This window comes from Nitrincola alkalilacustris, from assembly GCF_008973755.1.
Taxonomy (GTDB): Bacteria; Pseudomonadota; Gammaproteobacteria; order Pseudomonadales; family Balneatricaceae; genus Nitrincola; species Nitrincola alkalilacustris.
Genome location: NZ_WBOM01000002.1, coordinates 176,064 through 202,013, shown reverse-complemented (window position 1 = coordinate 202,013; position 25,950 = coordinate 176,064). Strand labels below are relative to the sequence as shown.

At 54.0% G+C, this 25,950-nt stretch carries 26 protein-coding genes; 3 read left to right on the top strand and 23 right to left on the bottom strand.

Going from position 1 to position 25,950, the window contains the following annotated elements:
* Window positions 1–4 precede the first annotated feature (4 nt).
* Together ccmB and ccmA are read right to left on the bottom strand one after the other, a co-directional pair.
* The gene (gene ccmB, locus F7R27_RS03795) at window positions 5–736 is read right to left on the bottom strand and encodes a heme exporter protein CcmB (protein ID WP_151702893.1); all 732 of its coding nucleotides are present in this window, start codon (window positions 734–736) and stop codon (window positions 5–7) included.
* Between the two features lie 5 nt (window positions 737–741).
* Complete coding sequence (gene ccmA / locus F7R27_RS03790) at window positions 742–1,392, bottom strand: cytochrome c biogenesis heme-transporting ATPase CcmA (RefSeq protein ID WP_151702892.1); 651 nt, start codon at window positions 1,390–1,392, stop codon at window positions 742–744.
* A 248-nt stretch (window positions 1,393–1,640) separates the two neighbouring features.
* On the opposite strand from ccmA, the gene F7R27_RS03785 reads away from it, so the two are divergent.
* Window positions 1,641–3,713: a flagellar hook-length control protein FliK gene (locus F7R27_RS03785; protein WP_151702891.1), complete on the top strand. Its 2,073-nt coding sequence runs from the start codon at window positions 1,641–1,643 to the stop codon at window positions 3,711–3,713.
* On the top strand, window positions 3,710–3,979 hold the full coding sequence (locus F7R27_RS03780; protein WP_151702890.1) for an EscU/YscU/HrcU family type III secretion system export apparatus switch protein: 270 nt from the start codon (window positions 3,710–3,712) through the stop codon (window positions 3,977–3,979). The genes F7R27_RS03785 and F7R27_RS03780 overlap by 4 nt, the downstream gene beginning before the upstream one ends.
* Before the next feature lie 10 nt (window positions 3,980–3,989).
* Here F7R27_RS03780 and F7R27_RS03775 read toward each other — a convergent pair whose 3' ends face one another.
* The 11 genes from F7R27_RS03775 to F7R27_RS03725 form a co-directional block, all read right to left on the bottom strand.
* Window positions 3,990–4,412 carry a SufE family protein gene (locus F7R27_RS03775; RefSeq protein WP_151702889.1) on the bottom strand — a complete coding sequence of 141 codons (423 nt, stop codon included), beginning with the start codon at window positions 4,410–4,412 and terminating at the stop codon, window positions 3,990–3,992.
* Window positions 4,413–4,463: 51 nt separating this feature from the next.
* Complete coding sequence (gene sufT / locus F7R27_RS03770) at window positions 4,464–4,997, bottom strand: putative Fe-S cluster assembly protein SufT (protein ID WP_206060363.1); 534 nt, start codon at window positions 4,995–4,997, stop codon at window positions 4,464–4,466.
* Between the two features lie 2 nt (window positions 4,998–4,999).
* The gene (locus F7R27_RS03765) at window positions 5,000–5,359 is read right to left on the bottom strand and encodes a HesB/IscA family protein (RefSeq protein ID WP_151702888.1); all 360 of its coding nucleotides are present in this window, start codon (window positions 5,357–5,359) and stop codon (window positions 5,000–5,002) included.
* 14 nt (window positions 5,360–5,373) lie between these two features.
* Complete coding sequence (locus tag F7R27_RS03760; RefSeq protein ID WP_151702887.1) at window positions 5,374–6,624, bottom strand: aminotransferase class V-fold PLP-dependent enzyme; 1,251 nt, start codon at window positions 6,622–6,624, stop codon at window positions 5,374–5,376.
* On the bottom strand, window positions 6,617–7,927 hold the full coding sequence (sufD, locus tag F7R27_RS03755) for a Fe-S cluster assembly protein SufD (RefSeq protein WP_151702886.1): 1,311 nt from the start codon (window positions 7,925–7,927) through the stop codon (window positions 6,617–6,619). The genes F7R27_RS03760 and sufD overlap by 8 nt, the downstream gene beginning before the upstream one ends.
* Window positions 7,928–7,929: 2 nt before the next feature.
* Window positions 7,930–8,679, bottom strand: a complete 750-nt coding sequence (gene sufC / locus F7R27_RS03750; RefSeq protein WP_151702885.1) for a Fe-S cluster assembly ATPase SufC — start codon at window positions 8,677–8,679, stop codon at window positions 7,930–7,932.
* A 46-nt stretch (window positions 8,680–8,725) separates the two neighbouring features.
* Entirely contained in the window at window positions 8,726–10,162 is a 1,437-nt protein-coding gene (gene sufB, locus F7R27_RS03745) for a Fe-S cluster assembly protein SufB (protein ID WP_151702884.1), read from the bottom strand.
* A 14-nt stretch (window positions 10,163–10,176) separates the two neighbouring features.
* Window positions 10,177–11,349 (bottom strand): IscS subfamily cysteine desulfurase, encoded by a 1,173-nt coding sequence (locus F7R27_RS03740; protein WP_151702883.1) that lies wholly within the window; start codon window positions 11,347–11,349, stop codon window positions 10,177–10,179.
* Window positions 11,350–11,406: 57 nt separating this feature from the next.
* Window positions 11,407–11,904 carry a Fe-S cluster assembly transcriptional regulator IscR gene (gene iscR, locus F7R27_RS03735; RefSeq protein WP_151702882.1) on the bottom strand — a complete coding sequence of 166 codons (498 nt, stop codon included), beginning with the start codon at window positions 11,902–11,904 and terminating at the stop codon, window positions 11,407–11,409.
* An 81-nt stretch (window positions 11,905–11,985) separates the two neighbouring features.
* Window positions 11,986–12,786, bottom strand: a complete 801-nt coding sequence (cysE, locus tag F7R27_RS03730; protein WP_151702881.1) for a serine O-acetyltransferase — start codon at window positions 12,784–12,786, stop codon at window positions 11,986–11,988.
* Window positions 12,779–13,537 carry an RNA methyltransferase gene (locus F7R27_RS03725; RefSeq protein WP_151702880.1) on the bottom strand — a complete coding sequence of 253 codons (759 nt, stop codon included), beginning with the start codon at window positions 13,535–13,537 and terminating at the stop codon, window positions 12,779–12,781. Before F7R27_RS03725 ends, cysE begins: the two co-directional genes overlap by 8 nt.
* 187 nt (window positions 13,538–13,724) lie before the next feature.
* Between F7R27_RS03725 and F7R27_RS03720 the strand changes: the two genes are divergently transcribed.
* The gene (locus tag F7R27_RS03720; RefSeq protein WP_240776218.1) at window positions 13,725–14,537 is read left to right on the top strand and encodes an inositol monophosphatase family protein; all 813 of its coding nucleotides are present in this window, start codon (window positions 13,725–13,727) and stop codon (window positions 14,535–14,537) included.
* Here F7R27_RS03720 and F7R27_RS03715 read toward each other — a convergent pair.
* The 10 genes from F7R27_RS03715 to F7R27_RS03670 all read right to left on the bottom strand — a co-directional run bounded on the left by F7R27_RS03715 (window position 14,521) and on the right by F7R27_RS03670 (window position 25,937).
* Complete coding sequence (locus F7R27_RS03715) at window positions 14,521–14,883, bottom strand: hypothetical protein (RefSeq protein WP_151702879.1); 363 nt, start codon at window positions 14,881–14,883, stop codon at window positions 14,521–14,523. The genes F7R27_RS03720 and F7R27_RS03715 overlap by 17 nt on opposite strands.
* Before the next feature lie 199 nt (window positions 14,884–15,082).
* Window positions 15,083–16,378, bottom strand: a complete 1,296-nt coding sequence (locus F7R27_RS03710) for an adenylosuccinate synthase (RefSeq protein WP_151702878.1) — start codon at window positions 16,376–16,378, stop codon at window positions 15,083–15,085.
* 39 nt (window positions 16,379–16,417) lie between these two features.
* On the bottom strand, window positions 16,418–17,590 hold the full coding sequence (locus tag F7R27_RS03705; protein ID WP_151702877.1) for an ATP phosphoribosyltransferase regulatory subunit: 1,173 nt from the start codon (window positions 17,588–17,590) through the stop codon (window positions 16,418–16,420).
* Between the two features lie 202 nt (window positions 17,591–17,792).
* Window positions 17,793–18,719 carry a protease modulator HflC gene (gene hflC / locus F7R27_RS03700; protein WP_151702876.1) on the bottom strand — a complete coding sequence of 309 codons (927 nt, stop codon included), beginning with the start codon at window positions 18,717–18,719 and terminating at the stop codon, window positions 17,793–17,795.
* The gene (gene hflK, locus F7R27_RS03695; protein ID WP_151702875.1) at window positions 18,716–19,939 is read right to left on the bottom strand and encodes an FtsH protease activity modulator HflK; all 1,224 of its coding nucleotides are present in this window, start codon (window positions 19,937–19,939) and stop codon (window positions 18,716–18,718) included. The genes hflC and hflK overlap by 4 nt, the downstream gene beginning before the upstream one ends.
* A 72-nt stretch (window positions 19,940–20,011) precedes the next feature.
* Entirely contained in the window at window positions 20,012–21,313 is a 1,302-nt protein-coding gene (gene hflX, locus F7R27_RS03690) for a ribosome rescue GTPase HflX (RefSeq protein WP_151702874.1), read from the bottom strand.
* An 8-nt stretch (window positions 21,314–21,321) separates the two neighbouring features.
* Window positions 21,322–21,561 carry an RNA chaperone Hfq gene (gene hfq, locus F7R27_RS03685; protein WP_151702873.1) on the bottom strand — a complete coding sequence of 80 codons (240 nt, stop codon included), beginning with the start codon at window positions 21,559–21,561 and terminating at the stop codon, window positions 21,322–21,324.
* A 130-nt stretch (window positions 21,562–21,691) separates the two neighbouring features.
* Window positions 21,692–22,633, bottom strand: coding sequence for a tRNA (adenosine(37)-N6)-dimethylallyltransferase MiaA (gene miaA, locus F7R27_RS03680; RefSeq protein WP_151702872.1), 942 nt, complete (start codon window positions 22,631–22,633; stop codon window positions 21,692–21,694).
* A 5-nt stretch (window positions 22,634–22,638) separates the two neighbouring features.
* Window positions 22,639–24,564: a DNA mismatch repair endonuclease MutL gene (mutL, locus tag F7R27_RS03675; protein ID WP_151702871.1), complete on the bottom strand. Its 1,926-nt coding sequence runs from the start codon at window positions 24,562–24,564 to the stop codon at window positions 22,639–22,641.
* A 26-nt stretch (window positions 24,565–24,590) separates the two neighbouring features.
* The gene (locus tag F7R27_RS03670) at window positions 24,591–25,937 is read right to left on the bottom strand and encodes an N-acetylmuramoyl-L-alanine amidase (protein WP_151702870.1); all 1,347 of its coding nucleotides are present in this window, start codon (window positions 25,935–25,937) and stop codon (window positions 24,591–24,593) included.
* Window positions 25,938–25,950: the final 13 nt, after the last annotated feature.

The following is a 25,950-nucleotide window of genomic DNA, read 5'->3' as shown; positions in this document are numbered from 1 at the left end:
TCAACTATCCACTGACAGAAATTCTGAGAGCTGCGGCTATGGCCAGGGGCGCCAGGCTGAAACCGAGCGCCAGCAGTGCACCCAACAGCGCAAGGTGTCCGGTCACCGGAAGCCCCGTCACAGACGCCTCCACCGCTGCGGTACCGAAAATAAGCACCGGTATGTAAAGTGGCAACACCAGCAGTGAGATCAGCACACCGCCCTTGCGCAACCCCACTGTTAGCGCTGCTCCGATTGCACCGATCAGGCTCAGGGTCGGTGTGCCCAGCAACAGACTGAGCATCAACCCACCCATCCCCTCTGCCGGCAGAAACAGCATGATACCCAGCAGAGGCGCCATCAGTGTCAGCGGCAGACCTGTCATGATCCAGTGTGCCACCACCTTACCCAGCACCACCATGAAAAGAGGCTGCGGGCTGAGCAGTATCTGCTCCAGAGAGCCATCATCGAAATCCGAGCGAAACAGACTATCCATGGACAAAAGTGTGGCCAGAAGCGCCGCCACCCAGACCACGCCTGGCGCCAGCAGTGTCAACACACTCGGCTCAGGACTGATACCAAGTGGGAACAGCGTCGCCACCATCAGGAAAAAGATCAGTGGGTTGACCAGATCGCTGCGTCGTCTGAAAGCCAATAACAGCTCTCGCCTGATCGTCGCCAGCAACACGGAACCTGGGCGAAAAACCTCCTCACTCGTGCCGGATAGTTGTCCGAGCTTTCGAATCTTAGTTCCCATATCGTTCATGAAGTTCCGACCTGCCGGTCCAGGTTGATGTGGCTAAGATAATCAGTCAGTTGCAGCTCCTGATGAGTCGTCAGAATCACACACCCACCTCGCTCGGCATGCTCAACCAGAAGCGCCTCCTGTGCAGCAACCCCTTTTTTATCGATCGCTGTAAAGGGTTCATCCAGTATCCACAGAGGTGCCTGACTCAGATAGAGTCGGGCCAGACCAACTCTGCGGTTCTGACCGGCTGAGAGCATATGACACGGCACATCCTCAAACCCCTCAAGGCCAACCTGCATCAGCGCATACGAGATAACGGAATCATCGATGGAGCCATCAAGTGCAGCATACCAGCGCAGATTTTCCTCTGCTGTAAGAACCGCCTTGACGCCCGGCTGATGACCCAGATAGACCAGCTCCCGGTGATAGCGCTCTCGCTGCTGACTGACAGGCTCACCACGCCAGACTATTTCGCCTTCATAGTGTCGTGAAAGTCCACAGAGAATTCTCAGCAAGGTTGTCTTGCCACTGCCATTCTGCCCCTCCACCTGGAGGATCTGACCAGCAGATAGCGTAAAACCCAGCTCGTCGAACAAAACACGCTCGTCCCGTTCGCAGAACAGATTTTCAACCCTCAGCAGTGGCTCTGACACTTGTTCTGACATATTTTCTGACACAAGCTGATCTGACAAACAGGCTGACTCCGGCATCGCATCTGTCGCTGAGATATTGGGCGACAGTAATAAATTTTCAGCCCTACTGGCCGACACAGTCTAAACGCGTCATTATAAACTGATCTGAACTTCAACGTCAGTTTGAATATCAACTGATTTGATACAGGGGCTGATCCGAGTCAAAAAACCGGTCAATTGCCTTGTGGCCAGATTCAGTAAAACGGGGAGTAAACATAACAGTGCTGCCAACACTCAACGTACAAGCAATGCGCGTTGTCGGTGGCTCCGGCAACGAAGGTGACCTGAACCGGATACTGCCGGTCGGGCGCGAGCTGCCGGGTACTGTAAAAATGGTCTCACAGGATCAGTTGCAGAATCAGGCGTTCAGAATTCAGATAGAAGCAAACAATCGTCTGATTGAGCTGATAACTTCGCGACCGATTGCACTGGGTAGCCTTATTACGCTGAGCCGGAATGCCGGCGGCCAGTTACAGATACAGCTTCCAGCCACAGCAGTGGCACCGCCTCCGCCGCCACCGCAAAGCAGCCTTGCAGATCGCAGTAATCAGAACACTGCAGCAGGCCCCAGAGCATTGACAGTTCAGGTTGCAGCCACTTCAGCGGCGATGATCAACAGCCTGCCAGCCAATACCCCTCAAACTGCCGTACTGCTGCCACAGCCCGGCAGCACACCGGCAACAACGACCGCTCAGGCCGGTAATGCTGCGCAACCCGCTGCAACAAGCCCCGCCACTGTGACAGCACAGGGATCTGCTCCTGCTGCACCGGCTCCTGCCGCTCCAGCAACGACTGCGCCAGCCGCGACAATCCCGGCAACAGCTCAGAATGCTGCTCCAGCAAGTCAGGTTGCACCTGTTACAGCCCAGACTGCAGTTGCACCAGCCAACAGCACCAACCCGGGCACCGGCACAACAAATGCATCTGCCACTCAGACCCAAACCCCAGCCTCTGCAGCACCCGCTCAACAGGGACAGCAGACCTCGCCTCTTGCACAGGCCGTGAATCAGGTAAGCAACAATGCAAGCAACCTGGCCGTCAACAGCATCCAGATACCCAATGTTGCGCCGTCAACTGCTAACGCTGCAGCCTCGGCAACTACTGTACCATCCGCAAGCCAGAGCTCAGCACAAGCCACGGCATCAGCACCTGCATCCGGTACAGCCGGCATGGCAGCGCCTGCTATTCCAGCTACGCCAGCGGTGGCAGCAGCAAACACACAAGCGACACAAGCGACTCCAGCAACTACCCCTGCCACGCCACCATCCCCACTGCCAGCCAGCCTGACACAGGCCGACACCGTGCAACGCCCATCGGGCTTCCCGGTACGCGTCATGGTGGCAGGACAGATTGTCGAACTGATCAGCCCAAGACCTCTGCAAACAGGTCAACAGATCACGCTTAGCCGCTCAGACTCCGGACAGGTACAGATCCAGTTCCCCCCTACGCCACTGCCACTTGCGCAACAGCCGGCTATTCAGTCTGCAATGCAACAAGCGTTACGCGAGGTGCTGCCACTGCAAATCCCCCTGGCCGATGGTTTGAATCAACTGATGCAGTTAAGCGCAAAGTCCAGCACTCAACAGAACAATGCTCTGAATCAACTGGTACAGTCGATGCTGAATATGTTCAGCGTAAAACCCGGCAGCGAGGACGCCGACAAGGCGATTCAGCGCAACCTGCAACAGGGCGGCCTGCTCAGCGAAGCACGCCTGCACCAGGGGTCTACTGATCGACTGAATCAGGGGGGGGATCTGAAACAGCAACTGGGACAGTTACTGAAGCTGGCAGATCAGCTGCCTACCGCAGCACGTGAACAACTGACACAGTTGGTCAACTCACTATTAGCCAGATCCACCGCACAACAGATCGGCAGCCTGCAAAACTGGCGAGAGCTGCCAGACGGTGGTCAGGAGCGACAATACCGACTGGACCTGCCCATTCTGCTGGATCAGAAGCTGGAAAATGCCGAATTAAAGATCACCGAGCATCGGCGTCGAAATGAGGAGGGTGAATTCGTCACGGCCTGGACTGTGCGACTTCATTTCACCCTGGATGAGTTTGGTAAGGTTGATGCCGAGATCAGCCTTAAAGACGGCTGGGAACTGACCACCAGCTTCTGGGCCGAGCAGCCGGAGACCGTCAAACTGATTCGGGATCGCTTACCCGGTTTTGAAACAGACCTGCGCAACAAGGGATTTCAGATAGAGTCAATAGGAATTCGACTGGGTAAGCCTGCCAACCATGCAGAGCAAAACCCGATCACCCGACATCTGGTGGATCTGCACACATGACACCGGAAGATCTGAACAAAAACGCCGTTGCTCTTCGCTATAACCATGAAGCCGGCACAGCACCAACCCTTGTCGCCAAGGGCCGCGGCCTGATTGCCGAGCAGATCATTGCCCTAGCACAGGAAAACAACATCCATATTCACCAGAGCCCAGAGCTGCTGGAGGTATTGATACGCTTGGAGCTGGGAGAGGAGATACCGGAAGCGCTGTACAAGGCGATCGCTGAGGTGATCGCCTTTGCCTACAACTTGAAAAAAGAGACTTGATCCAGCAAACTCAGACGTTAACCTGAGCGATCTGCTGAATGCGTTTGACCATCGCCCGCAAGCCATTGCCCCGACTAGGGCTCAGGTGCTTGATCAGATTCAATTGATTGAAGTAATCATCAATATCAAAAGCCAGAACATCCTGAGGTGTCTTGCCATTGTAGGCGGCCAGAACCACTGCCAGCAGGCCACGCACAATATGCGCATTACTCTGTGCCTGAAAATTCAGTTTGTTGCCTTGTCGTTCATAACACAACCAGACAAGACTCTGACACCCCTTGACCTCATGCGCCTCTGTTTGCAGAGACTCATCCATGGGTGGCAATTCCTTACCCAGATCAATGATGTAGCGATAGCGATCCTCCCAGGTGTCGAAGAAGGAGAGCGTATCGACAATATCGTCGGCGCTGATATCGATGCCGAACTGTTTCATTCAGATAACCTTATTTCCAGATAGAGAGGAGCAGTTTGGTAGAACATAAGCTCAGTAGAACATACCTGTAGCCAACTGAGCTTCTTCGCTCATCATATCGCGCTGCCAGGGTGGATCAAAAACCAGCTCGACCTTGACGGTCTCGACATTAGGCACTTTGGCGACACGATACTCGACATCACCAACCAACACAGGCCCCATACCACAACCCGGAGCAGTCAGTGTCATCTGAATATCGACACGTCTGGCATCCTGATCAACGCTGACCTTGTAGATCAGCCCCAGATTCACCAGATCAACCGGTATCTCCGGATCATAGATGGTTCTGAGCGCTTCCCAAACCTGCTCCTCCTGAATCTGGTCATCTTCAGGCTCGGGAAAGCTCAGCTTTTCAGGTACCAGGCCCAGCGCCTCTGCATCTGTGCCATCCACCCGCACCATCTGACCACTCCAGGTCAGAGTATAGTTACCACCGAGTGACTGAGTGATAGTCACAAAGGTATCTTTCGGAATTGTCACCGGCGTTCCGGCTGGTACTATTCGCGCTGGACAATCAACCAGCGTCACGACCATGCGTCTTTCCATTCTCAGCTCACATTAAAGCTTTCGCCACAACCACACTCGCTCTTGGCGTTAGGGTTGATGAATTTGACCTGACGATTGATACCCTCACGCACGAAATCGATCTCCGTGCCGGTTACAATCGGCAGGCTGCCACGGTCGACCAGCAGTTTGACATCAGCGGCAAGCTGATAATCCAGGTCACCTTCCTGCTGCTCATTCACGAAATCCAGCACATACATATAACCGGAGCAACCGCTGGGTTTCACACTCAGACGCACCGCGCTCGCATCCTCACGCTGTGCCAACTGCCGACGAAAATGTTCAATCGCCGCCGGGTGTACCGCAACCACTTGAGTTGCCGGATCAAACTGCTCAACCGACATACAGATCTCTCCTCTTAGAGCAGAAACTCTCGCGCCTTTTCCAGCGCAGCAAATAACCGATCCACATCTTCAAAAGTATTATAAAAACTGAAACTGGCCCTGACCGTACCATCCAGACCAAACTGATCCATGATCGGCTGAGCGCAGTGGTTACCAGTACGCACAGCTACACCCTGCTGATCCAGCAGCATGCCGATATCTGCAGCATGGATACCTTCCAGCACAAAACTCATCACCGATACACGTTGTACCGCCGTACCGACCAGACGCAAGCCTTCAAAGGCAGCGGCTTTCTCAAGCGCATAGTTCAGCAGCGCCTTTTCATGCGCAATCGCACCGTCACGATCCAGACTATTGAGATAGGTGACTGCCGCAGCCAGGCCAATTGCATCAGCAATATTGGGTGTACCTGCTTCAAACTTGAAGGGTATCTGGTTGTAAGTGGTACCGGCGAAGCTGACCGACTCGATCATCTCACCGCCACCCAACCAGGGAGGCATCACTTCCAGCAACTCTGCACGCCCCCAGAGCAGGCCGATACCAGTGGGTCCGAACATTTTATGGCCAGACAGCGCATAGAAGTCGCAACCGATCGCCTCTACATCCACCATCCAGTGGCTGGCAGCCTGAGCACCATCAACCAGTATCAGCGCTCCTGCTGCATGTGCCAGACGGGCCATTTCAGCAACCGGATTGATCGTACCCAGCGCATTGGAAACATGGTTGACCGCCACCATTTTTACACGCTCATCGAGCATGGAACGAAATGCATCCAGATCGATGCAGCCGTGCTCATCAACCGCGATCGGCTCAACTGTGGCACCTTTTTCGGCACACACCATCTGCCAGGGCACGATATTGGAGTGATGCTCCATCGCCGACACCAGCACCCGATCACCGGGCTGCAGATTTGTACGCCCCCAGCTCTGAGCCACCAGATTGACACTTTCGGTGGTGCCTCGCGTCCAGATCACTTCGCGCTGATCCGGTGCATGGATAAAGTCTGCAAGGGCTTTACGCGCTGCCTCAAACTTCTCCGTGGCACGATCGCTCAGGGTATGCGCGCCGCGGTGAACATTGCTGTTATCTTCTGAGTAGAAACGACAAATCGCGTCAATCACCGCCTGAGGCTTCTGCGTAGTCGCGCCATTATCCAGATAGACCAGCGGATGACCATTGACCTGCTGACGCAGGATCGGAAAGTCCGCACGCACCGCCTCCACATCGAAGCGGGATCGGATCTCGGCTGCAAGTGGCTTATTCATGAATAATATGCCTGGTCAGTTTTTCGTCTTGACCAAAAAGCTGCGCAAGACGAGGACGCAGATAACTCTTCACTGTCTCTTCAGACAAGGATTCGATCAATTCGTTGACAAAACCGAAGCTGAGCATGACACGTGCCTCCTCTTCTGAGATGCCGCGACTGGTCATGTAGAAGAGCGCACCGTCGTCCAACTGGCTGACTGTGGCGCCATGCGCACACTTGACGTCATCCGCATAGATCTCCAGCTCGGGCTTGGTGAACACCTCCGCCTTGAGCGAGGTCAACAGATTCCGATTACTCATCTCGGCCAGCGTCTTCTGCGCATGCGGATGAATATGGATACGCCCGTTGAATACGGCCTTGGCGGAATCACCGATTACACCACGAAAGACTTCATTGGTCGTGCAGTGCGGGACGCAATGTTCAACATTGGTGTGATAATCCACGCGCTGGTTATTGCGTGGCAGATAGACACCCTTGAGATCCAGCTCGGCACCCTGACCGAGGTGTCGGACCTGATAGTCGATCCGCTTCAGACGTGAACCCTGCGCGATGGTAAAGCCGTTAAAGCGAGCTGATGCCATCAGATTGACGTGCACGCCGCCGACATGCAGCAGCGTTTCATCTTCCAGATTGAGGCGATAGTGCTCAAGCTGCGCATTATCACCCACCACCGCTTCGGTGATGCTGTTGACGAAACCGTTTTGCTGCTGACCGTCTGCAGTGACATAGTGCTCGATCACCCGTGCAGAGCTGTTCGCTTCAAGAATCGTCAGCACACGCTGATTAGCCACCGCTGCACTCTCGCCAGGCAGAGACAGATGAACAATATAGAGCGGTTTATCCAGCACCTGCCCCTTGTTCAGATGCAGCAGAAAGCCATCGCTTGTCCAGGCGCTGTTGAGCGCGGCAAACAGATGTTTTTCCTGATCGGCTACCCGACCAAGGTGCTCTTCGATCAGAGCCTGACAGGCTGCATCGGCATCACTGAAACGCACCAGGGATGCGGGCAACTCAGTCGATAGCGCAGGATCAAACACACCGTTAACCAGAACCACGCGATAGGCATCGATCTGCAGCAACTGCTGACTAAGGGCTTCACTGGCCTCGACTGGCAGCGCCCACTCTTCGAAGCGACCACTTTCAAGTGGCATCAGCGATGTATAGCGCCAGGCCTCTGTTTTGCGCGTCGGCCATGCCGCTTTCTGCCACTGTTCGGCACTGCGCTGACGCAGCCCTACCAGCCAACCCGGGCTTTGCTGCTGCCCGGCCAGCTTGAGTGCCTGCTGCTGAAACTCACTCATACTCACGCCACCTCATCTTCCAGCCAGCTGTAGCCCTTGGCTTCGAGCTCCAGAGCCAGTGACTTGTCGCCGGATTTGACGATACGGCCCGCGGCCAGAACATGCACATAATCAGGAATGATAAAATCCAGCAGGCGCTGATAATGGGTCACGATAATAAAGCTGCGATCCTCTGCACGCATCGCATTGACACCGCCAGCCACCACCTGCAGAGCATCGATATCCAGACCGGAATCGGTTTCATCAAGAATACACAGGCTTGGTTCAAGCAGCATCATCTGCATGATCTCATTACGTTTTTTCTCACCACCGGAGAAGCCTTCATTGACACCGCGCTTGAGGAAGCTCTGATCCAGCTTGACCGCCTTGCAGGCTTCGCGCGCCATCTTCATGAAATCAATGGCAGACAGCTCGGGCAGCCCCTTATGCAAGCGACGCGCATCAACAGACGCTTTCAGCAGCTCCATATTGCTGACACCGGGAATCTCGACCGGATACTGAAAAGCCAGGAACAGCCCTTCACGCGCACGGATCTCAGGGTCCATCTCCAGCAGATCCTGACCATGAAAGCTGATGCTGCCCGCCGTTGTTTCATAGCCGGGGCGACCCGCCAGAATATTACCCAGCGTACTTTTACCTGCACCGTTTGGTCCCATGATGGCGTGGATTTCGCCGGGTTTGACGTTCAGGTTCAGGTTGCGCAGTATCTCCTGCTCTTCGACTTTCGCGTATAGACCGTTAATCTGTAACATTGCATCGCTCACAAAACTGAAAAAATCATTAAAAGATGACTGTCGATCAACCGACCGAGCCTTCAAGACTCACTTCAAGCAGCTTGCCGGCCTCCACCGCAAACTCCATCGGCAACTGCTTGAATACCTCACGACAGAAACCGTTGACGATCATCGATACCGCCTTCTCCGCATCCAGCCCTCGCTGCTGGCACAGGAACATCTGATCGTCACTCACCTTGGAGGTGGTGGCCTCATGCTCCACAACGGCTGACGGGTGTGCACTTTCAATATAGGGGAAAGTATGCGCGCCACACTGATCACCGATCAGCAGCGAATCACACTGGGTGTAGTTACGTGCACCTTCGGCAGTGGGGCCCATTTTGACCAGTCCACGGTAGGCATTCTGGCTTTTACCGGCAGAGATCCCCTTGGAGATGATCGTAGAGCGGGTATTCTTGCCCAGATGGATCATCTTGGTGCCTGTATCCGCCTGCTGATAGTTGTTGGTCAGCGCCACCGAATAGAACTCACCGATGCTGTTATCCCCTTTCAGGATACAGCTGGGATATTTCCAGGTTACGGCTGAACCGGTCTCGACCTGGGTCCAGGAGATCTTGGCATTTTTGTGACAGATACCGCGCTTGGTCACGAAGTTATAGATACCGCCCTTGCCCTCTTCATTCCCCGGATACCAGTTCTGCACCGTGGAGTATTTGATCTCGGCATCGTCCAGCGCGATCAGCTCAACAACCGCGGCATGCAGCTGATTTTCATCGCGCTGAGGTGCGGTACAGCCTTCCAGATAACTGACATGCGAACCTTCGTCGGCAATGATCAGCGTGCGCTCAAACTGCCCGGTATTCTGCTCATTGATACGGAAATAGGTGGACAGCTCCATCGGGCAACGCACCCCTTTCGGGATATAAACGAAAGAGCCATCGGAGAACACAGCGCAGTTCAGTGCCGCATAGTAGTTATCTCGCTGTGGTACGACAGAACCGATATATTTTTTAACCAGCTCGGGATAGGCATGCACCGCTTCACTGATCGGGCAGAAGATAACACCTGCCTCAAAGAGTTTTTCACGGAAGGTGGTCACCACCGACACGGAGTCAAAGACAGCATCGACCGCCACACCCGCCAGCATCTCCTGCTCATGCAGAGGAATGCCCAGCTTGTTATAGGTTTCGATCAGATCAGGATCCACTTCGTCCAGACTTTTTGGACGATCCTCGAAGCTTTTAGGGGCGGAATAGAAAGAGATCGCCTGAAAATCGATCTTTGGATAGTGCACATGCGCCCAGGTCGGCTCTTCCATCGTCTGCCAGACACGAAACGCTTTCAGACGCCATTCCAGCATCCACTCGGGCTCGCCCTTTTTGGCAGAGATAAAACGAACAACATCTTCGTTCAGCCCCGGTGGCAGCGTATTTGACTCGATATCACTGTGGAAGCCGGCAGAGTAGGCTTTGCGAATTAACTTTTCGACCTGTTCAGACATAATCTTTACCTTTGTTAACGTGCGCCACCAAGCGCTGGCTCGCGATTGAGCTGCGTTACAACCTGAGTAATATGGGCAGCTGCAAAATCTATCTCTTCTTCCGTCGTGAAACGGCCAATACTGATACGCAGGGATGCCAAAGCCAGTGCATCCGGGATCCCCACAGCCTTAAGCACATAGCTTGGCTCCAGGCTGGCTGAGGTGCAGGCGGAACCTGTCGACACGGCGATATCCTTCAGCGCCATCAACAACAGCTCACCATCCACACCAGCCACGGCAATATTCAGATTGCCTGCGACCCGCTGCGATTCCGAGCCGTTCAAGCTTATACCCGGCAGCTCTGAAATTCGGCTCCATAAACGACGTCGCAGCTGCAGAATACGTTCTGCCTCCTGCTCCATCTCTTCGCCTGCCAGGCGGAAGGCCTCACCCATTCCGACGATCTGATGGGTTGCCAACGTACCCGAACGCATGCCTCGCTCATGACCGCCACCATGAATCTGTGCTTCAATTCTGACGCGGGGCTTATTTCGCACATAAAGTGCACCGATACCCTTCGGGCCATAGAGCTTGTGCGCGCAAAAAGACATCAGATCCACCTGCACACGGCTCAGATCTATCGGCAGTTTACCTGCGCTCTGTGCCGCATCCACATGCAACAGCACACCTTGGCTTCGTGTCAGTTCGGAGATTGCCTCAATATCAGTAATCGTGCCTATCTCGTTATTGACCTGCATCAGAGACACCAGAATCGTATCTTCGCGCAAGGCATCCGCTACCTGCTGAGGATGAATCACCCCCTGTGCATCCGGTTTGAGCCAGGTAATTTCAAAACCTTCCTGCTCGAGCTGATGACAGGTATCGATCACCGCCTTGTGCTCAATCATCGATGTGATGATGTGCTTGCCGCGCCGTGCATGCTGATGAGCAACCCCCTTGATGGCAAGGTTATCTGACTCAGTCGCACCGGATGTCCAGACAATTTCGCGTGGGTCGGCACCGATCAGATCAGCCACCTGGCGACGTGCGGTCTCGACCGCCTCTTCCGCTTTCCAGCCATAGATATGGGAGCGCGATGCCGGGTTGGCAAAATTGCCATCAAGTGTCAGGCAACTCATCATCTTATCCGCTACACGCGGATCAACAGGCGTTGTTGCTGCATAATCCAGATAGATAGGGCGCTTCATTGCTCGCTTGCATTCAATCGGTTAATGGGTGAACTGTGTGGCACTCAGAGTCTTCGCTCAGGCCATTCGAGATAGCTTGCCATCACTTCTTCCGCTGCTGGCTATCATCTGGTCCAGATGGCGACGGTCCTGTCTGCCTGCAACACTCTGAACATCACTGCGTTTAACCAGATCAGCCAGCGTGATGCCCGAGAGGAAGTTATGGATCTGATCACTGAGATCACACCATAAGTAGTGGGTCAGACACACTTCACCGGACTGGCAGTTTGCCTTGTGATTGCATCCAGTCGCATCGACAGCTTCGTTCACGGCATCGATCACCTCTGCGACATGAATCAGATCCTGAGCGCGCTTGAGTTGATAGCCACCGCCAGGCCCGCGCACGCTTGAAACCAGTTCATTGCGCCTGAGCTTGGCAAACAACTGCTCAAGATATGACAGAGAGATACCCTGTCGCTCGGATATATCGGCCAGACTGATGGGTCCCTTTCCTTCATGCAGCGCCAGATCCAACATGGCTGTCACCGCATAGCGGCCTTTAGTGGTCAATCGCATTTTCTGCCTCGCATTCCCCTATGAGATTCAATAGGATTATGCTAAAACCAACGATTTTAGTCAACTATTAAACCTACTGTTTTAGTCAACCTTATCTCGACTGTCTGAAACAGCCACATCAGCTTTCAAGTCGACTGCAACCTCGAAATCCACCTCTTTCAGTTCAGGCAACCTCTCGTCACAGTATTCGGGTTTGATCTCGCAGAGCACGCGCCCCATGGTATCCAGCTTTCTATCTACGGCATGCATATGATCCAGCATACTGCTGATCGCCTGCGCCACCGGATCAGATACTTCGCGCGTGACCGCATAAGCATCAAAGCCAACCTTGTCTGCCATCTGTCTGCGCTGTTCATCCGCCTCTGTATCCTGCCGCCTGATCACCCGCCCCGGTATACCAACCACGGTGGCTTCGGCCGGCACATCCTTGGTCACGACGGCATTCGAGCCCACGCGCGCACCTTCACCAATCGTGATCGGTCCCAGAATCTTGGCCCCGGCACCACACACCACACCATTGCACAGCGTCGGATGGCGCTTGCCCTTGTTCCAGCTGGTACCACCTAGTGTGACACCGTGATAGAGCGTGACATCATCGCCGACCACAGCCGTCTCTCCAATGACCACACCCATGCCATGATCGATAAAGAAACGCCTGCCGATAGTGGCACCCGGATGTATCTCGATACCGGTCAGCCAGCGAACAAAATTGGAGATGATACGAGCCAGCCATTTGAAGCCGCGCAGCCACAACCAATGCGCCATGCGATGCCACCAGACTGCATGGAGCCCCGGATAGGCCGTGATCACTTCCAGGGTATTACGTGCAGCAGGATCACGATGGAAAACTGACTGGATATCCTCGCGCATGCGCTCAAACATCATCACCCCCTGACTTTCGGGAAACGGCCAGACGCTCAACCTTGGTCAGAATACCGCGCAGCACATTGACCTCAACCTTATCCGGCACTGCCCGTAGAATCATGCGCCGCAAACGATTCATCAACTGGCGCGGATTATCCGGATCAAGGAAGTCGATATCCACCAGGGTTTTCTCAAGATGATCAAACAACAGCTCCAGCTCTCGACTTTCGGCCAGCTCTATATCCCATGCCACACCCCACTGCGGGACTTCGACTTTATTCTGATCCAACACAGCCATACGCAGCTCATAGGTGATAACCTGCACAGCCGCCGCAATATTAAGGGAGCTGAAAGACTCATTGGTTGGGATATGGACATGGTGGTGACACAGTTGCAACTCTTCGTTGGTCAGCCCGCGATCTTCGCGACCGAAAACCACCGCCAGACGAGACTGCGACTGCAGCGTCGTGGCAACAGTTGCCATCTGTCGTGGGCTCATCAAAGGCCAGGGTATATGGCGCCCACGTGCACTGGTTCCCACTGCCAGATGGCAGTCTGCCAGCGCCTGCTCCAGCGTATCAACCACAGTGGCACTTTCAAGCAGATCAGATGCACCCGACGAGCGGGCAAAGGCATCCGGATGAGGAAAGAGCTTGGGCGCCACCAGACAGAGATCAGATAGCCCCATGTTTTTCATCGCTCTTGCAACCGCACCGATATTGCCTGGATGGGTGGTATTCACCAGTACTATTCGCGTCTGTTCCAGCATAGCCCGACTTTCGTAAAAAATAAGGCGGGTATAGTAACAGATAGCGCGGCACTTTTAACCTCAACTGAAGTCGTGCATCCTGCCCTGAAGACAAAATAGCCTGGATTATTGGCCATCAAGTGTTCAGCATGGGGCCCGACTTCAGTATAATATGCCTTTGCTCTTGAACAATTTGGACGCCTTACTAATGCAACCGATGGTCAATATTGCCCTGCGGGCTGCCCGCCTTGCGGGTGAACAACTATCTCGTGCCGTTGAACGCCTGGATCTGATCAAACCAGAACAATCCAGCGTGGCTGAGTTTATTAATGATACCTGCATTCAGGTTGAACGCACCATTGTGCACAATATTCATAAGGCGTATCCACACCATACCCTGAATGGCGAATATACGGGTCGCCACGAAGGTACAGGTGAAGGCCCATCAACCTGCGAGTGGCAGATCAGCCCGGTCGATAGCCTGACCAACTTTTCCAATGCCCTGCCGATGTTCGCCCTCAGCCTGACTGGCCGCGTCAATGGCAAGCTCGAACACACCGTTGTGATCAACCCCATTACTGCCGAAGAGTTCACAGCCAGTCGCGGCAGCGGCGCTCAGCTGAACGGCAGACGCCTGCGTGTCAGCAATCAGAAAGCCGTTCAGGGCACTCTCATTGGCACCGGTTTCTTCGGCCGCAACAGCGATCGTGAACAACTCGGCCAGCATCAAGCGATGGTTCGCGAAATCCTCAACGCCGGCGGCAACACCTTTACCAGCGGCTCACCCGTTCTGAATCTGGCATACACGGCTGCTGGTCGCCTAGATGGATTCTTCCAGTTGGGCCTGACCGCAGCAGAGCAGGATGCCGGCATCCTTCTGATTCAGGAGGCTGGTGGTCTTGTGGGTGACTTCAACGGTGGCAGCAGTCACCAGAAAAGCGGCAACCTGGTTGCCGGCAGCCCGAAAATGTTCAAGGCACTGCTGAAGTCCCTGCAACCCGTTGTCAAACTTCACCCTTGAGCGCAAAGCTTATCTGACTGCCTGGAAGCATCACGCCCTGCCCCAACATCCCGTAATGGTTTGTGGCAGGGCTCGACCAGGCAGTCCGCCCAGCCCTGTCAGTACGACTTCGCTCCTTACCAAGCTGCTCTCTATACAGCGCCAGCCGGGTTACCATCTCCAGCACCTGCCGCATGGGATTCGCTTCCATGCAGGGAGTGGCAAAGTTATAGAGGTAGAACATCAGATCTCCGACTATCTCCTTTGCCAGGCGAGCAGAACCAAAGCGACCCTCCGCATACGCCAGTAACTCTTCATGATGCTGCATCATGAAGTCCGCAAGGTCCACTGCATTATTTCTCGACATAAGCCCTCCCTCTGACGTGTTAATCTTCAACTATACTAATTTTAATGATAAGCATTATCAATAGCGTTTATTGAAAAAACAACAATAAGGAATTCACGCTCACGCAAGAGAGCGAAAAAGCATATAAAAACAGCAGGGATCAGAACGAGGAGAACTTCAATCCGACCTGTCACAGGCCGGATTGAAGAAAGAGGGCCAATCAGGCGTCGAAGGGGTCACGCAGAACGATCGTTTCTACACGATCAGGTCCAGTCGAGATAATATCGATCGGTGCTTCGATCAACTCTTCAAGACGACTGATATAGGCACGCGCATTAGCAGGCAGCTCATCCAGCGTCTTCACGCCGACAGTCGAATCGCTCCAGCCAGGCATCTGCTCATAAACCGGCCTTACCGCTTCATAATCTTCACTTCCGCTGAGATAGCTGATCGTATTGCCTTGATCATCCTGGTAGCCGATGCAGATATTGATCTGCTCCAGGCCATCCAGCACATCCAGCTTGGTCAGACAGATACCAGAGATGGAGTTAACCTGAATCGCATGCTTGAGCGCAACGGCATCAAACCAACCGCAGCGACGTGCACGACCGGTTGTCGCACCAAACTCATGACCTCGCTCAGCCAGACGCGCCCCGACTTCACAGTGCAGTTCAGTCGGGAAAGGACCGCCACCCACACGCGTAGTGTAAGCCTTGGTAATACCCAGAATATAATCCAGGTACAGCGGACCAAAACCACTACCGGTGGAAGTACCACCTGCTGTTGTGTTGGATGAGGTGACAAATGGGTAGGTGCCATGATCGATATCCAACAGCGAACCCTGCGCACCTTCGAACATGATGCTCTTACCCTGCTTGCGCAGGTCATGCAGAATACCGGTAACATCGGCAATCATCGGCACGATGATCTTGGCCATCTCGGTACAGTCGGCCAGCACCTGATCGTAATCGACAGGATCAACCTTGTAATAGCTCTGCAGCATGAAGTTATGGTAAGCCATCACTTCTTTCAGCTTGACTGCAAAGCGCTCGGGTGAAGCCAGATCCGCAAGACGCACGCCACGACGTGCCACTTTATCTTCATAGGCAGGACCGATGCCTCGGCCGGTGGTGCCTATCTTGGCGTCACCACGCTGCTGCTCACGCGCCTGATCAAGTGCCACATGAGATGGCAGTATCAGTGGACAGGCCGGACTCAGACGCAACCTTTCACTGACCGGAACGCCACGCGCTTCCAGCCCGGCAATCTCTTTCAACAGCGCTTCTGGTGAAACCACCACGCCATTACCAATAAGGCAGAGTACATTACGGTGCAGAATACCGGAGGGAATCAGGTGCAGAACCGTCTTCTCACCACCGATCACCAGTGTATGACCGGCGTTATGGCCGCCCTGAAAACGCACGACCGCTGCAATCTGCTCAGTCAGCAGATCAACAATCTTGCCCTTTCCTTCATCACCCCACTGGGTGCCCAGAACAACGACGTTTTTTCCCATTACAATCTCAAGTGCTCGTTAATGTTAATCAAAGTCTGCTCAAAGGGACTCTACAGCCCATGCATCATCACGCAGTACGAGTTGTTTCTCGCCAACACCTGCCACCTCATCGGCATTCAGTGCCTGAACGACACGCTTACCCTGAGCACGCAGACTGGCGATCGCCTGATGCAGCGCATCATCGCGACCATAGGGTGCAAATATTGCCTTTTCCGGCTCCGGACTCAAGCCGGTGATATTCACCAGAGTATTCAGATCAGTACTGAATCCGGTTGCTGGCCGTGCCCGGCCAAAATCCTGCCCTATCTCATCATAGCGCCCACCCTTGGCCAGCGCCTGTCCGAAAGAGGGTGTATATGCTGCGAATACCACACCTGTATGATAGTGATAACCGCGCAGCTCTCCCAGATCAAAGTACAGTTTCACCTCAGGATAGCGCTTGCCAAGTTCCTCAGCCAGCGCCTGAAGATAATCGATCGCCTCCAGCTCCTGATCCGAGCCTGCGAACAGCTCACGGGCGCGCTGTAGTGCAGCGACCGTGCCATTGAGGCGCGGCAGTGCTGACAATTTCTGCTTCAGGCCTGCCGGGAGATCCAGCGCATCCAGATACTGCTCCAGCTCGGGCAGAGCCTTACGCTGCAGAATATCGATAAAATCCTGCTTCTGATCCTCATTGAGACCTGCCGCTTTTACCAGTGCAGTGAAAACACCGACATGACCAAGATCCAGGGTGATTTCATCCTGAATACCCAGCGTACTCAATGTTTCAAGCATCAGTGATATCACCTCGACATCACTTTCCACACCCGAGTGCCCATAGAGCTCAGCACCCGCCTGAAGCGGATTGCGGCTGGCCAGCATATTGGCCGGATGAGTATGCAAAACAGTACCACAGTAACACAAGCGACTGGGTCCTTTGGTACGCATGCGGTGAGCATCGATACGCGCCACCTGTGGCGTGATATCTGCGCGTACACCCAGGGTATGACCACTGACCTGATCAGTGAGCTTGAAGGTATTCAGGTCCAGATCATGTCCGGTACCCGTCAACAATGACTCAAGATGTTCCACCAGAGGTGGCATCACCAGGTCATAGCCCCAGCTGTGATACAGATCCAGTAGTTTACGACGCAGCAGATCGACCTGACGCGCCTGTGGCGGCAACAGCTCTTTGATACCTTCAGGCAGTAACCACCTGTCAGTCAATGCCATTCCTGACTCCCCTATCAACTGAACCGTACACAGCCCGAAACAGCTGCATCACGGCGCTTGTTCTCACATAAAAAGCACTTAAAAAGCACATTGAAAGTTACAGAAAAGCTACATAAAAAGTCACAAAAAAACCGGGTAACGACCCGGTTAGCTGATCATACCACGAAAACAGGTGCTTTTGGCACCTGCTTTCGTCTTACCATTACCTTGTTGGCAGCAGGCTGGTAGCGCCGGAAACGCCACCATTTTGCGAACCATTCGCGCCGGATGAGTCACGCAGGTAGCGGAAGAAGTCGCTGTTCGGTTCGAGCAGCATGACATCACCGTTACCTGAGAAGGACTCACGATATGCCTGGAGACTACGGTGGAAGGAGTAGAACTCCGGATCCTGGGTATAGGCATTGGCGTAGATGGCAGCCGCCTGAGCATCACCTTCACCTCGCATGATCTCTGACTCACGATAAGCGTTGGCCCGGATAACCGTGGTCTGCCTGTCAGCATCTGCACGAATACCTTCTGCCAACTCGTTACCACGGGCACGCAACTCACGTGCCAGACGCAGACGCTCGGAGCGCATACGATCATAAACAGATGCCGACACCTCGGATGGCAGATCGATTCGCTTGATACGAACATCGAGGATCTCGATACCCAGCTCACGCTCAGCGACCGAACTCAGGGCTCGGTTAACCTGCATCATCACCTCTTCTCGCTCGCCAGACACCACCTGGTTCAGTGTACGCTCACCGAACTGGTTACGCAGACTGGTTTCAATACGACTGGCCAGCAGGTTTGATGCACGAATCTCTTCACCAGAGGTAGCCTCATAGTAACGGCCCACATCCTTGATCCGCCATTTCACGAAAGAATCCACTATCAGACGTTTGGCTTCCAAGGTCAGGAATGCCTGAGGCCTGGAATCCATGGTCATGACACGCGCATCAAATTTTTTCACAGTGTTCACAAACGGAATCTTGAAATGCAACCCAGGCGGAATATCCGGCTGAACCACCTCACCGAAGCGCAGTTTGATACCACGTTCCGTTTCATCCACGATATAGAGTGTCTCAGATGCAAGCCATACGAGGATCAGTGCACCAACAAGAACGATTACAGAATTGGTTTTCATGAGCGCCCCTCCCTCAGGCCACCAGTTGTTGACTGACGCTGACGCAGCTGCTCAAGCACCTGATCAGAAATCTGTCTGACACTCTGGTCATCCATGCGTGCCGGCCGACCAGAACTGTCGCGGTACTGTCCACGACCCTCCATCAGCTTATCCAGCGGCAGATACATCATGTTATTGCCACCCTCAACATCGATCAGCACCTTGGGATTGGTTGCCAGGATACGTTCCATGGTGTCCAGATACAGACGCTCACGGGTTACATCTGGCGCCCGCTGATATTCGTTCATCAGTGCCAGGAATCGACTGGTTTCACCCGTCGCACTGGCCACAACCTGCTCACGATACGCATTAGCCTCTTCCAGTACACGCTGCGCAAAACCACGCGCTTCAGGAACGATACCGTTAGCATAGGCCTCAGCTTCGTTCTTCACTCGCTGCTCATCCTCACGCGCCTTGATCACGTCATCGAAGGCATCCTGCACCTGAGACGGTGCCTGCGCATTTCTGACGTTGACGTTGGAAATACGAATACCCGTGTTATAGGCATCCATATAGCTTTGCAATCGTGCAAGAACCGCCACCGCAAGAATTTCACGCCCTTCGGTCAGAATGGAGTTCATCTCGGATGCACCCACCACCTGACGCAGTGCTGACTCGGAGGCGTGCGCAAGACTCTCTTCAGGGTTACGGACACGGAGCCTGAATTTTTCTGGGTCTTCAGCCACGTACTGAACGCTGATATCAACTTCGACGATATTCTCATCTTCCGTCAGCATCAGGGCGCGATGATCATGGATACGAACTCGTGTGATATTGACCTTGGTCACATGGTCAATCAACGGTGGATTCCACTGCAGACCAGGCGATACGATGGTATGGAATTTACCCAACCTGAGTACAACACCACGCTCCTGCTGATCGACGGTATAGAAGCCCATGGCCCCCCATACCAGCAATGCCAGCACTGCTGCGATACCGACCAGAGTGAAACTGCCCATATGGCTGCCACCAGAGCCACCGCCAGAGCTGCCACCCTTATTGCCACTACCACCGAACAGACCGCTCAGACGCTCCTGAACCTTCTGCAGCGCCTCATCCAGATCCGGCGGTCCCTGCTCCGGGCCACCGCCTCCTCCATTTTTTTTGCCGCCGCGGCCATTGTCGCCACCACTCCAGGGGTCATGGTTCTTGCCATTTCCACCAGGCTCGTTCCAGGCCATAGTTCTCTCCGTATTCACACTACTTTGATTGAAATTATAAAACTTTTACTGCATGTTGCTTTCAACAGCTGATTAAAGGTCGACAACATGTGGCAGATAATGTTCAGCCTGCAGCTGCAACCGACTCATTATCTGCATCAGATCCTTACGCTGCATTCTGACATCCAGCCTGATCTGCCCATCCTCTTCAATCCTTTCGCTCACCACCGCCCCACGCGTATAAAGCTGAGAGCGGAATTGACCCTCTGCAGGTGACAGCGTCAACTCACCCTGAAACAGCTCAGTGCTGAGACGTTCACTGACCGCCTGCAACAGCAGATCCGTACCAGCACCAGTAACAGCCGACACCCAGACTCTGACGGGCACACCATCTTCGTCACGATCAATTCTGGGCTCGATATCGGGCAGCAGATCAATCTTGTTATACACCAGCAAGGCGGGCACCTCATCAGCACCTATCTCCGCCAGCACATGATTAACCTGCTCAATATGCCCCTGCCGCTCCTCATCAAAGGAGTCGATCACATGCAGCAGCAGAGATGCGTCGGAGGTTTCCTGCAGCGTTGCTCTGAAAGCTTCAACCAGCTTATGCGGCAGATGGCGGATAAAACCAACTGTATCAGCAAAGATGGCCGGACCGACATCATCCAGTTCCAGTTTACGTAATGTCGGGTCCAGTGTCGCAAACAACTTGTCCGCTGCATAGACATCTGATGAGGTCAGATTATTGAACAACGTGGATTTACCGGCGTTGGTATAGCCTACCAGTGAAATGGTCGGCACTTCAGCACGCTGCCTGGCTCGTCTCCCCTGATCACGTTGTTTGCGCACTTTTTCAAGGCGCTTCTGAATAGCTTTGATACGGCCACGCAGTAACCGACGGTCTGTTTCCAGCTGAGTTTCACCTGGCCCACGCAGACCGATACCCCCCTTCTGGCGCTCAAGGTGAGTCCAGCCTCGCACCAGACGAGTCGACATATGCTCAAGCTGAGCCAACTCGACCTGAAGCTTACCTTCATGCGTTCTGGCACGCTGAGCAAATATGTCCAGGATCAAACCGGTTCTATCCAGTACACGGCACTGGATTTCACGCTCGAGGTTGCGTTCCTGAGCTGGCCTGAGGGCATGGTTAAAGATCACCAGCTCGGCTTCATGCAGTCGAACCAGCTCCGACAGCTCCTCCACCTTGCCTTTACCAAGAAAAAATTTGGCACTAGGGTCCGCGCGCGTCCCTTTCAGGAACACGACAGGATCTGCACCTGCGGAAAGAGCCAGCTCTTCAAGCTCTCTCGGATTTTCGCTTTCGGCTTCTGATGCCATATCTATATGAACCAGGATCGCACGCTCTCCTGATTCGGGACGTTCAAAGAACAATTAGCGACTCACTCTTCGGGCTTTTCATCAGCTTGCGGTAACTTGACCGGGCGCGATGGAACAACCGTTGAAATTGCATGTTTGTAAACCATCTGACTGACGGTGTTTTTCAGCAGGATGACAAACTGATCAAATGATTCGATCTGCCCCTGCAGCTTGATGCCGTTAACCAGAAAAATAGAGACCGGAACACGCTCCTTGCGCAGCACGTTAAGATAAGGGTCTTGTAAAGATTGCCCTTTTGACATTGCAAACTCCTTCCCGTAAAAAAAATATTACATTATTGGTTATATTAGGGTTTGGCTGGCTGATCAATAATGCACGCATCAGCCATTGGCTATGACGAGAGAGCTTGTGTTCGATCACACCAATCTTCAACTATATAACGACTGTTTGAATCAAGTTCAAGGCATAAGACAATTTATTGTCTTTACCACACTCAATCCTGTGTACATTTTCCCAGCTACGCAACCAGGTAATCTGACGTTTTGCCAGTTGCCGGGTTGCTACTATACCCTTATACCGCATTGCAGTGAAATCAGATCTTCCTTCAAGATAATCCCACATCTGTCGATAGCCGACGCAGCGTACCGATGGCATCTGTGTTGTAAGATCTCCACGCTGCCATAAAGTTCGAACTTCAGACTCAAAATCCTGTGCCAGCATCTGATCGAAACGCCTTTCGATCCGCTCATGCAACCAGGCCCTGTCTTCAGGCATCAGCGCCATGGAGAGTATACGATAAGGCAGCGTCTGATGCTGCTGTTCCTCCCAGTGCCGGGTCAAGGTTTTGCCTGTCAGGAGGTAAACCTCCAGGGCACGCTGCAGCCTTTGGGAGTCATTTGGCTTCAAGCGGCTGGCTGCGACCGGATCCACCTCCGCCAGTTTAGCATGCATTGCCGGCCAGCCCAGCAGCTCAGCCTCCTGCTCCAATTTATGGCGCAACTCCGCATCCGCCGCTGGCAGAGATGCCAGCCCCTGCTGCAGAGCATTGAAATACATCATTGTCCCACCCACCAGCAGAGGGATTCTGCCGGCTGCGGTGATATCGGCCATTTCCGCGAGTGCATCCGCTCGAAACTCAGCCGCAGAATAGGCCTGAGCAGGATCTCGAATATCGATCAGACGGTGCGGATAGCGCTTCAGCGTCTCAACATCCGGCTTGGCGGTTCCGATATCCATGCCACGGTAGATCATCGCTGAATCCACACTGATCAACTCCACCGGCAGTCGGTCCTGCAGCTGCATTGCCAGATCCGTTTTCCCTGATGCTGTCGGCCCCATCAGAAAAATGGCGGGCGGGCGTTTATCCTGCACCATTCGCTCTACTGCCCCCGCATGAAGAGCTTGTCCAGCTCATTCATGCCCAACTGAACCCAGGTAGGACGCCCATGATTGCACTGCCCACTGCGTTCAGTCTGTTCCATATCCCGCAGCAAGCCGTTCATCTCTGCAAGACTCAGTTGCCGATTGGCCCTCACTGCGCCATGGCACGCCATGGTACCCAACAGCTCATCAATATGCTGTTCTATCCTGCGACTCTCGCCAAACACGATCATATCAGCCAGCACATCACGAATCAGCTGAGCGACATCTGCCTTACTCAGAAATACCGGCACCTGACGTACCACCAGGGTTTCATCCCCCATGCGTTGCAGCTCAAAGCCGAGTCGATGGAACAGCTCAGGCTGTTGCTCTGCCAGATCCGCCTCACGCGAACTGACTGAGACACTCAGCGGCACCAGCAGTGGCTGACTACGCAGGCGATCTTCAGCAAGGGAGATCTTCATCTTTTCATAGACAATGCGCTCATGTGCAGCATGCATGTCAACCAACACCAGACCCGCCTCGTTCTGCGCCAGTATATAAACGCCATGCAGTTGCGCCACGGCAAAACCCAACGGCGGCACTCGCTCTGGATCAGCCGATCCCATCACAGCCATCTGCGGTGTTGAATGAGTGCCCTTTTCAGGAACCATCTGTGATGACCCGCCGGTTGCCATATGCGCGGTCACGCCACGGGGTGCCTCGGGATAGAGCCGACCATAGCTGCTGATCTGATCCCGCACAGCCGCTGAGCTCAGTGCACTGCCCTGCTGGCCATGATGGTTGCTCTGATAGGTACTTTGATACAGCGGCATTCGCCTCTGCTCATAGTGATCCTGAGAGACCCCTGGTCGAAAACCGACAACCTCCTCCTGACTCGTACCCTGCGGGGCTTGAGCTGATGCATCGTCACCGGGGCGCATATCCGCTATGGCGCGATGCAGTGAGCGGAAAATAAAATCATGAACCAGACGACTTTCGCGAAAGCGCACTTCATGCTTGGTCGGATGTACGTTGACATCCACCAGCGCCGGATCCAGGGTCAGATAGAGTACAAACGCAGGGTGGCGCCCCTGATAGAGCACATCCTGGTAGGCCTGACGCACGGCATGAGTGACAACCTTGTCACGGATGATGCGACCATTAACGAAGAAGTATTGCTGATCCGGTTGACTGCGTGAATGTGTCGGCTGTGACACCCAACCAAACAGGCGCAGACCTGAGGCTTCCGCCTGCATATCCAGTACCAGCGCATGCTCGATAAAGCTGGAACCCAGCAGCAGGGATAGTCGCCTTTCACGCTCCAATTCACTATTGGCTGGGCGCATCTGATAGATCGCCTTACCATTGTGCGCCAGTTGAAAGCCGACATCAAATCGGCTCAGGGCGAGACGTCTGACCACCTCCTCAAGATGTCGATATTCGGTTTTTTCGGTACGCAGAAACTTGCGCCTGGCAGGAGTATTGAAAAAAAGATCCCTCACCTCGACCGTCGTGCCCTGCCCATGCGGCGCAGGCGTCACAACCGTGGCCATATCCCGCCCTTCAGCACGCACCTCCCAAGCTGAGTCCTGTTCTGCCGTACGTGACACAAGCTTGAGGCGGGAAACGGAGCTGATACTGGCCAGAGCTTCCCCTCTGAAGCCAAGGCTTGCAACAGCCTCAAGATCCTCAAGCGCCTGAATCTTCGAGGTAGCATGACGACTCAGAGAGAGCTCAAGATCCTCGCGCGCAATACCCTGACCATCATCACGCAGCCGCAAGAGTTTTATCCCACCCTGCTCCACATCCAGATCTATACGGGTAGCGCCGGCATCCAGACTGTTTTCCATCAACTCCTTGACCACCGACGCCGGACGTTCGACAACCTCACCAGCCGCTATCTGGTTGGCGAGCTGCGGCGACAGTAGTTGGATTTTTGACATAACGCGGGTATTTCCAGTTGCCGACATCAACTCGCCGGTATTCGCAACACCTGGCCCACCCTGATACGGTCGCCAGAGATCTGATTCGCTTCACGCAGCGCACTGAGGCTGACGCCGTTCTGGGCAGCAATCAAAGACAGTGTATCGCCTCGTGAAACACGGTAGGTTCTGCTCGGCCCACCCTGAGACCCACCTTCATACTTGCGCTGGGCGATCCAGGTCCTGTCGGGCGGTTTCTGCCAGAAGTGGGCGGTGATTCCGGAAAAAATCGCCTGAGCCATGCGCGCCTGATAGGCTGGAGTTTTAAGCAGATCAGCTTCCTGCGGATTAGTGATAAAGCCGGTTTCAACCAGTATTGAAGGTATATCCGGCGAGCGTAAAACTGCAAAACCCGCCATCTCAACCTCTTTTTTATGCATCCTGGCGAACTGGCTGATGTTGCCGTGAATCTGTGACGCCACCTGGCGACTGTCAGTGCGACTGGCAGTCATGGACATATCCAGCAACACACTGGCCAGCACATCATCCTTATCCTCAAGACTGACACTCCCGACACCACCGATCAGGTCAGCGCTGTTTTCACGACTGGCCAACCAGCGCCCCATCTCGCTGCTGGCACCTCTTTCTGATAGCACCCAGACAGAAGCCCCTCGTGCAGATGGACTGTGCCAGCCATCCGCATGAACAGAGACGAAAAGATCGGCATTGGATCTGCGTGCCAGGGCAGTTCTGTCACGTAGACTGACATAATAGTCACCATCACGAATCATGACTGCACGGTAGCCTGGCTCAGCATCTATCAGTCGCTTCAACTCACGCCCAATTGCCAGCACCACATCCTTTTCTCGCAGCCCACGCGGTCCGATAGCCCCCGGATCCTCTCCACCATGTCCGGGATCTATCGCAATAACGATATCCCTTACCTGATTGGGAGCAAGATTGGGCGTCACCACCCGACTCGGCACCTCGGCCACCTGACGCGGCTCAAGATCCACCACCAGCCTGTGGCCATACTGGTCATTCGGTTTCAGATCAAAACTCTTGGGCCGCACAGACTCCTTGAGATCAAGCACGACTCGCACAGCGCCGTTGTTCTGGCTGTATCGAATATTCTGAACAGGGCTTTTCTCCAGCCCCAGATTATCCAGCGAAGCCCGGAAGGTGGCATTTTCAATATCTATGACGATGCGATCGGGATCACTCAGTGTAAACAGGCGATGCTTCACAGGGCCCGAGAGATCAAATACCAGACGTGTATTATCAGGCGCCAGCCAGGCACGAACTGTCTGTACATCAGTGGACGCCAATACCAGATTGCTCGCAAACAGGGCAAGTAATGTCAGTATCCAGTATTTCAGGCTCAGCTTCGGCATTTTCTGTTCAGGC

Bases quoted from the DNA above. Each gene is read 5' to 3' on its own strand.
- ccmB (WP_151702893.1), bottom strand. From the start codon at position 736: ATGGGAACTAAGATTCGAAAGCTCGGACAACTATCCGGCACGAGTGAG.
- ccmA (WP_151702892.1), bottom strand. From the start codon at position 1,392: ATGTCAGAACAAGTGTCAGAGCCACTGCTGAGGGTTGAAAATCTGTTC.
- F7R27_RS03780 (WP_151702890.1), top strand. From the start codon at position 3,710: ATGACACCGGAAGATCTGAACAAAAACGCCGTTGCTCTTCGCTATAAC.
- F7R27_RS03775 (WP_151702889.1), bottom strand. From the start codon at position 4,412: ATGAAACAGTTCGGCATCGATATCAGCGCCGACGATATTGTCGATACG.
- sufT (WP_206060363.1), bottom strand. From the start codon at position 4,997: ATGGAAAGACGCATGGTCGTGACGCTGGTTGATTGTCCAGCGCGAATA.
- F7R27_RS03765 (WP_151702888.1), bottom strand. From the start codon at position 5,359: ATGTCGGTTGAGCAGTTTGATCCGGCAACTCAAGTGGTTGCGGTACAC.
- F7R27_RS03760 (WP_151702887.1), bottom strand. From the start codon at position 6,624: ATGAATAAGCCACTTGCAGCCGAGATCCGATCCCGCTTCGATGTGGAG.
- sufD (WP_151702886.1), bottom strand. From the start codon at position 7,927: ATGAGTGAGTTTCAGCAGCAGGCACTCAAGCTGGCCGGGCAGCAGCAA.
- sufC (WP_151702885.1), bottom strand. From the start codon at position 8,679: ATGTTACAGATTAACGGTCTATACGCGAAAGTCGAAGAGCAGGAGATA.
- sufB (WP_151702884.1), bottom strand. From the start codon at position 10,162: ATGTCTGAACAGGTCGAAAAGTTAATTCGCAAAGCCTACTCTGCCGGC.
- F7R27_RS03740 (WP_151702883.1), bottom strand. From the start codon at position 11,349: ATGAAGCGCCCTATCTATCTGGATTATGCAGCAACAACGCCTGTTGAT.
- iscR (WP_151702882.1), bottom strand. From the start codon at position 11,904: ATGCGATTGACCACTAAAGGCCGCTATGCGGTGACAGCCATGTTGGAT.
- cysE (WP_151702881.1), bottom strand. From the start codon at position 12,786: ATGTTTGAGCGCATGCGCGAGGATATCCAGTCAGTTTTCCATCGTGAT.
- F7R27_RS03725 (WP_151702880.1), bottom strand. From the start codon at position 13,537: ATGCTGGAACAGACGCGAATAGTACTGGTGAATACCACCCATCCAGGC.
- F7R27_RS03720 (WP_240776218.1), top strand. From the start codon at position 13,725: ATGCAACCGATGGTCAATATTGCCCTGCGGGCTGCCCGCCTTGCGGGT.
- F7R27_RS03715 (WP_151702879.1), bottom strand. From the start codon at position 14,883: ATGTCGAGAAATAATGCAGTGGACCTTGCGGACTTCATGATGCAGCAT.
- F7R27_RS03710 (WP_151702878.1), bottom strand. From the start codon at position 16,378: ATGGGAAAAAACGTCGTTGTTCTGGGCACCCAGTGGGGTGATGAAGGA.
- F7R27_RS03705 (WP_151702877.1), bottom strand. From the start codon at position 17,590: ATGGCATTGACTGACAGGTGGTTACTGCCTGAAGGTATCAAAGAGCTG.
- hflC (WP_151702876.1), bottom strand. From the start codon at position 18,719: ATGAAAACCAATTCTGTAATCGTTCTTGTTGGTGCACTGATCCTCGTA.
- hflK (WP_151702875.1), bottom strand. From the start codon at position 19,939: ATGGCCTGGAACGAGCCTGGTGGAAATGGCAAGAACCATGACCCCTGG.
- hfq (WP_151702873.1), bottom strand. From the start codon at position 21,561: ATGTCAAAAGGGCAATCTTTACAAGACCCTTATCTTAACGTGCTGCGC.
- miaA (WP_151702872.1), bottom strand. From the start codon at position 22,633: ATGGTGCAGGATAAACGCCCGCCCGCCATTTTTCTGATGGGGCCGACA.
- mutL (WP_151702871.1), bottom strand. From the start codon at position 24,564: ATGTCAAAAATCCAACTACTGTCGCCGCAGCTCGCCAACCAGATAGCG.
- F7R27_RS03670 (WP_151702870.1), bottom strand. From the start codon at position 25,937: ATGCCGAAGCTGAGCCTGAAATACTGGATACTGACATTACTTGCCCTG.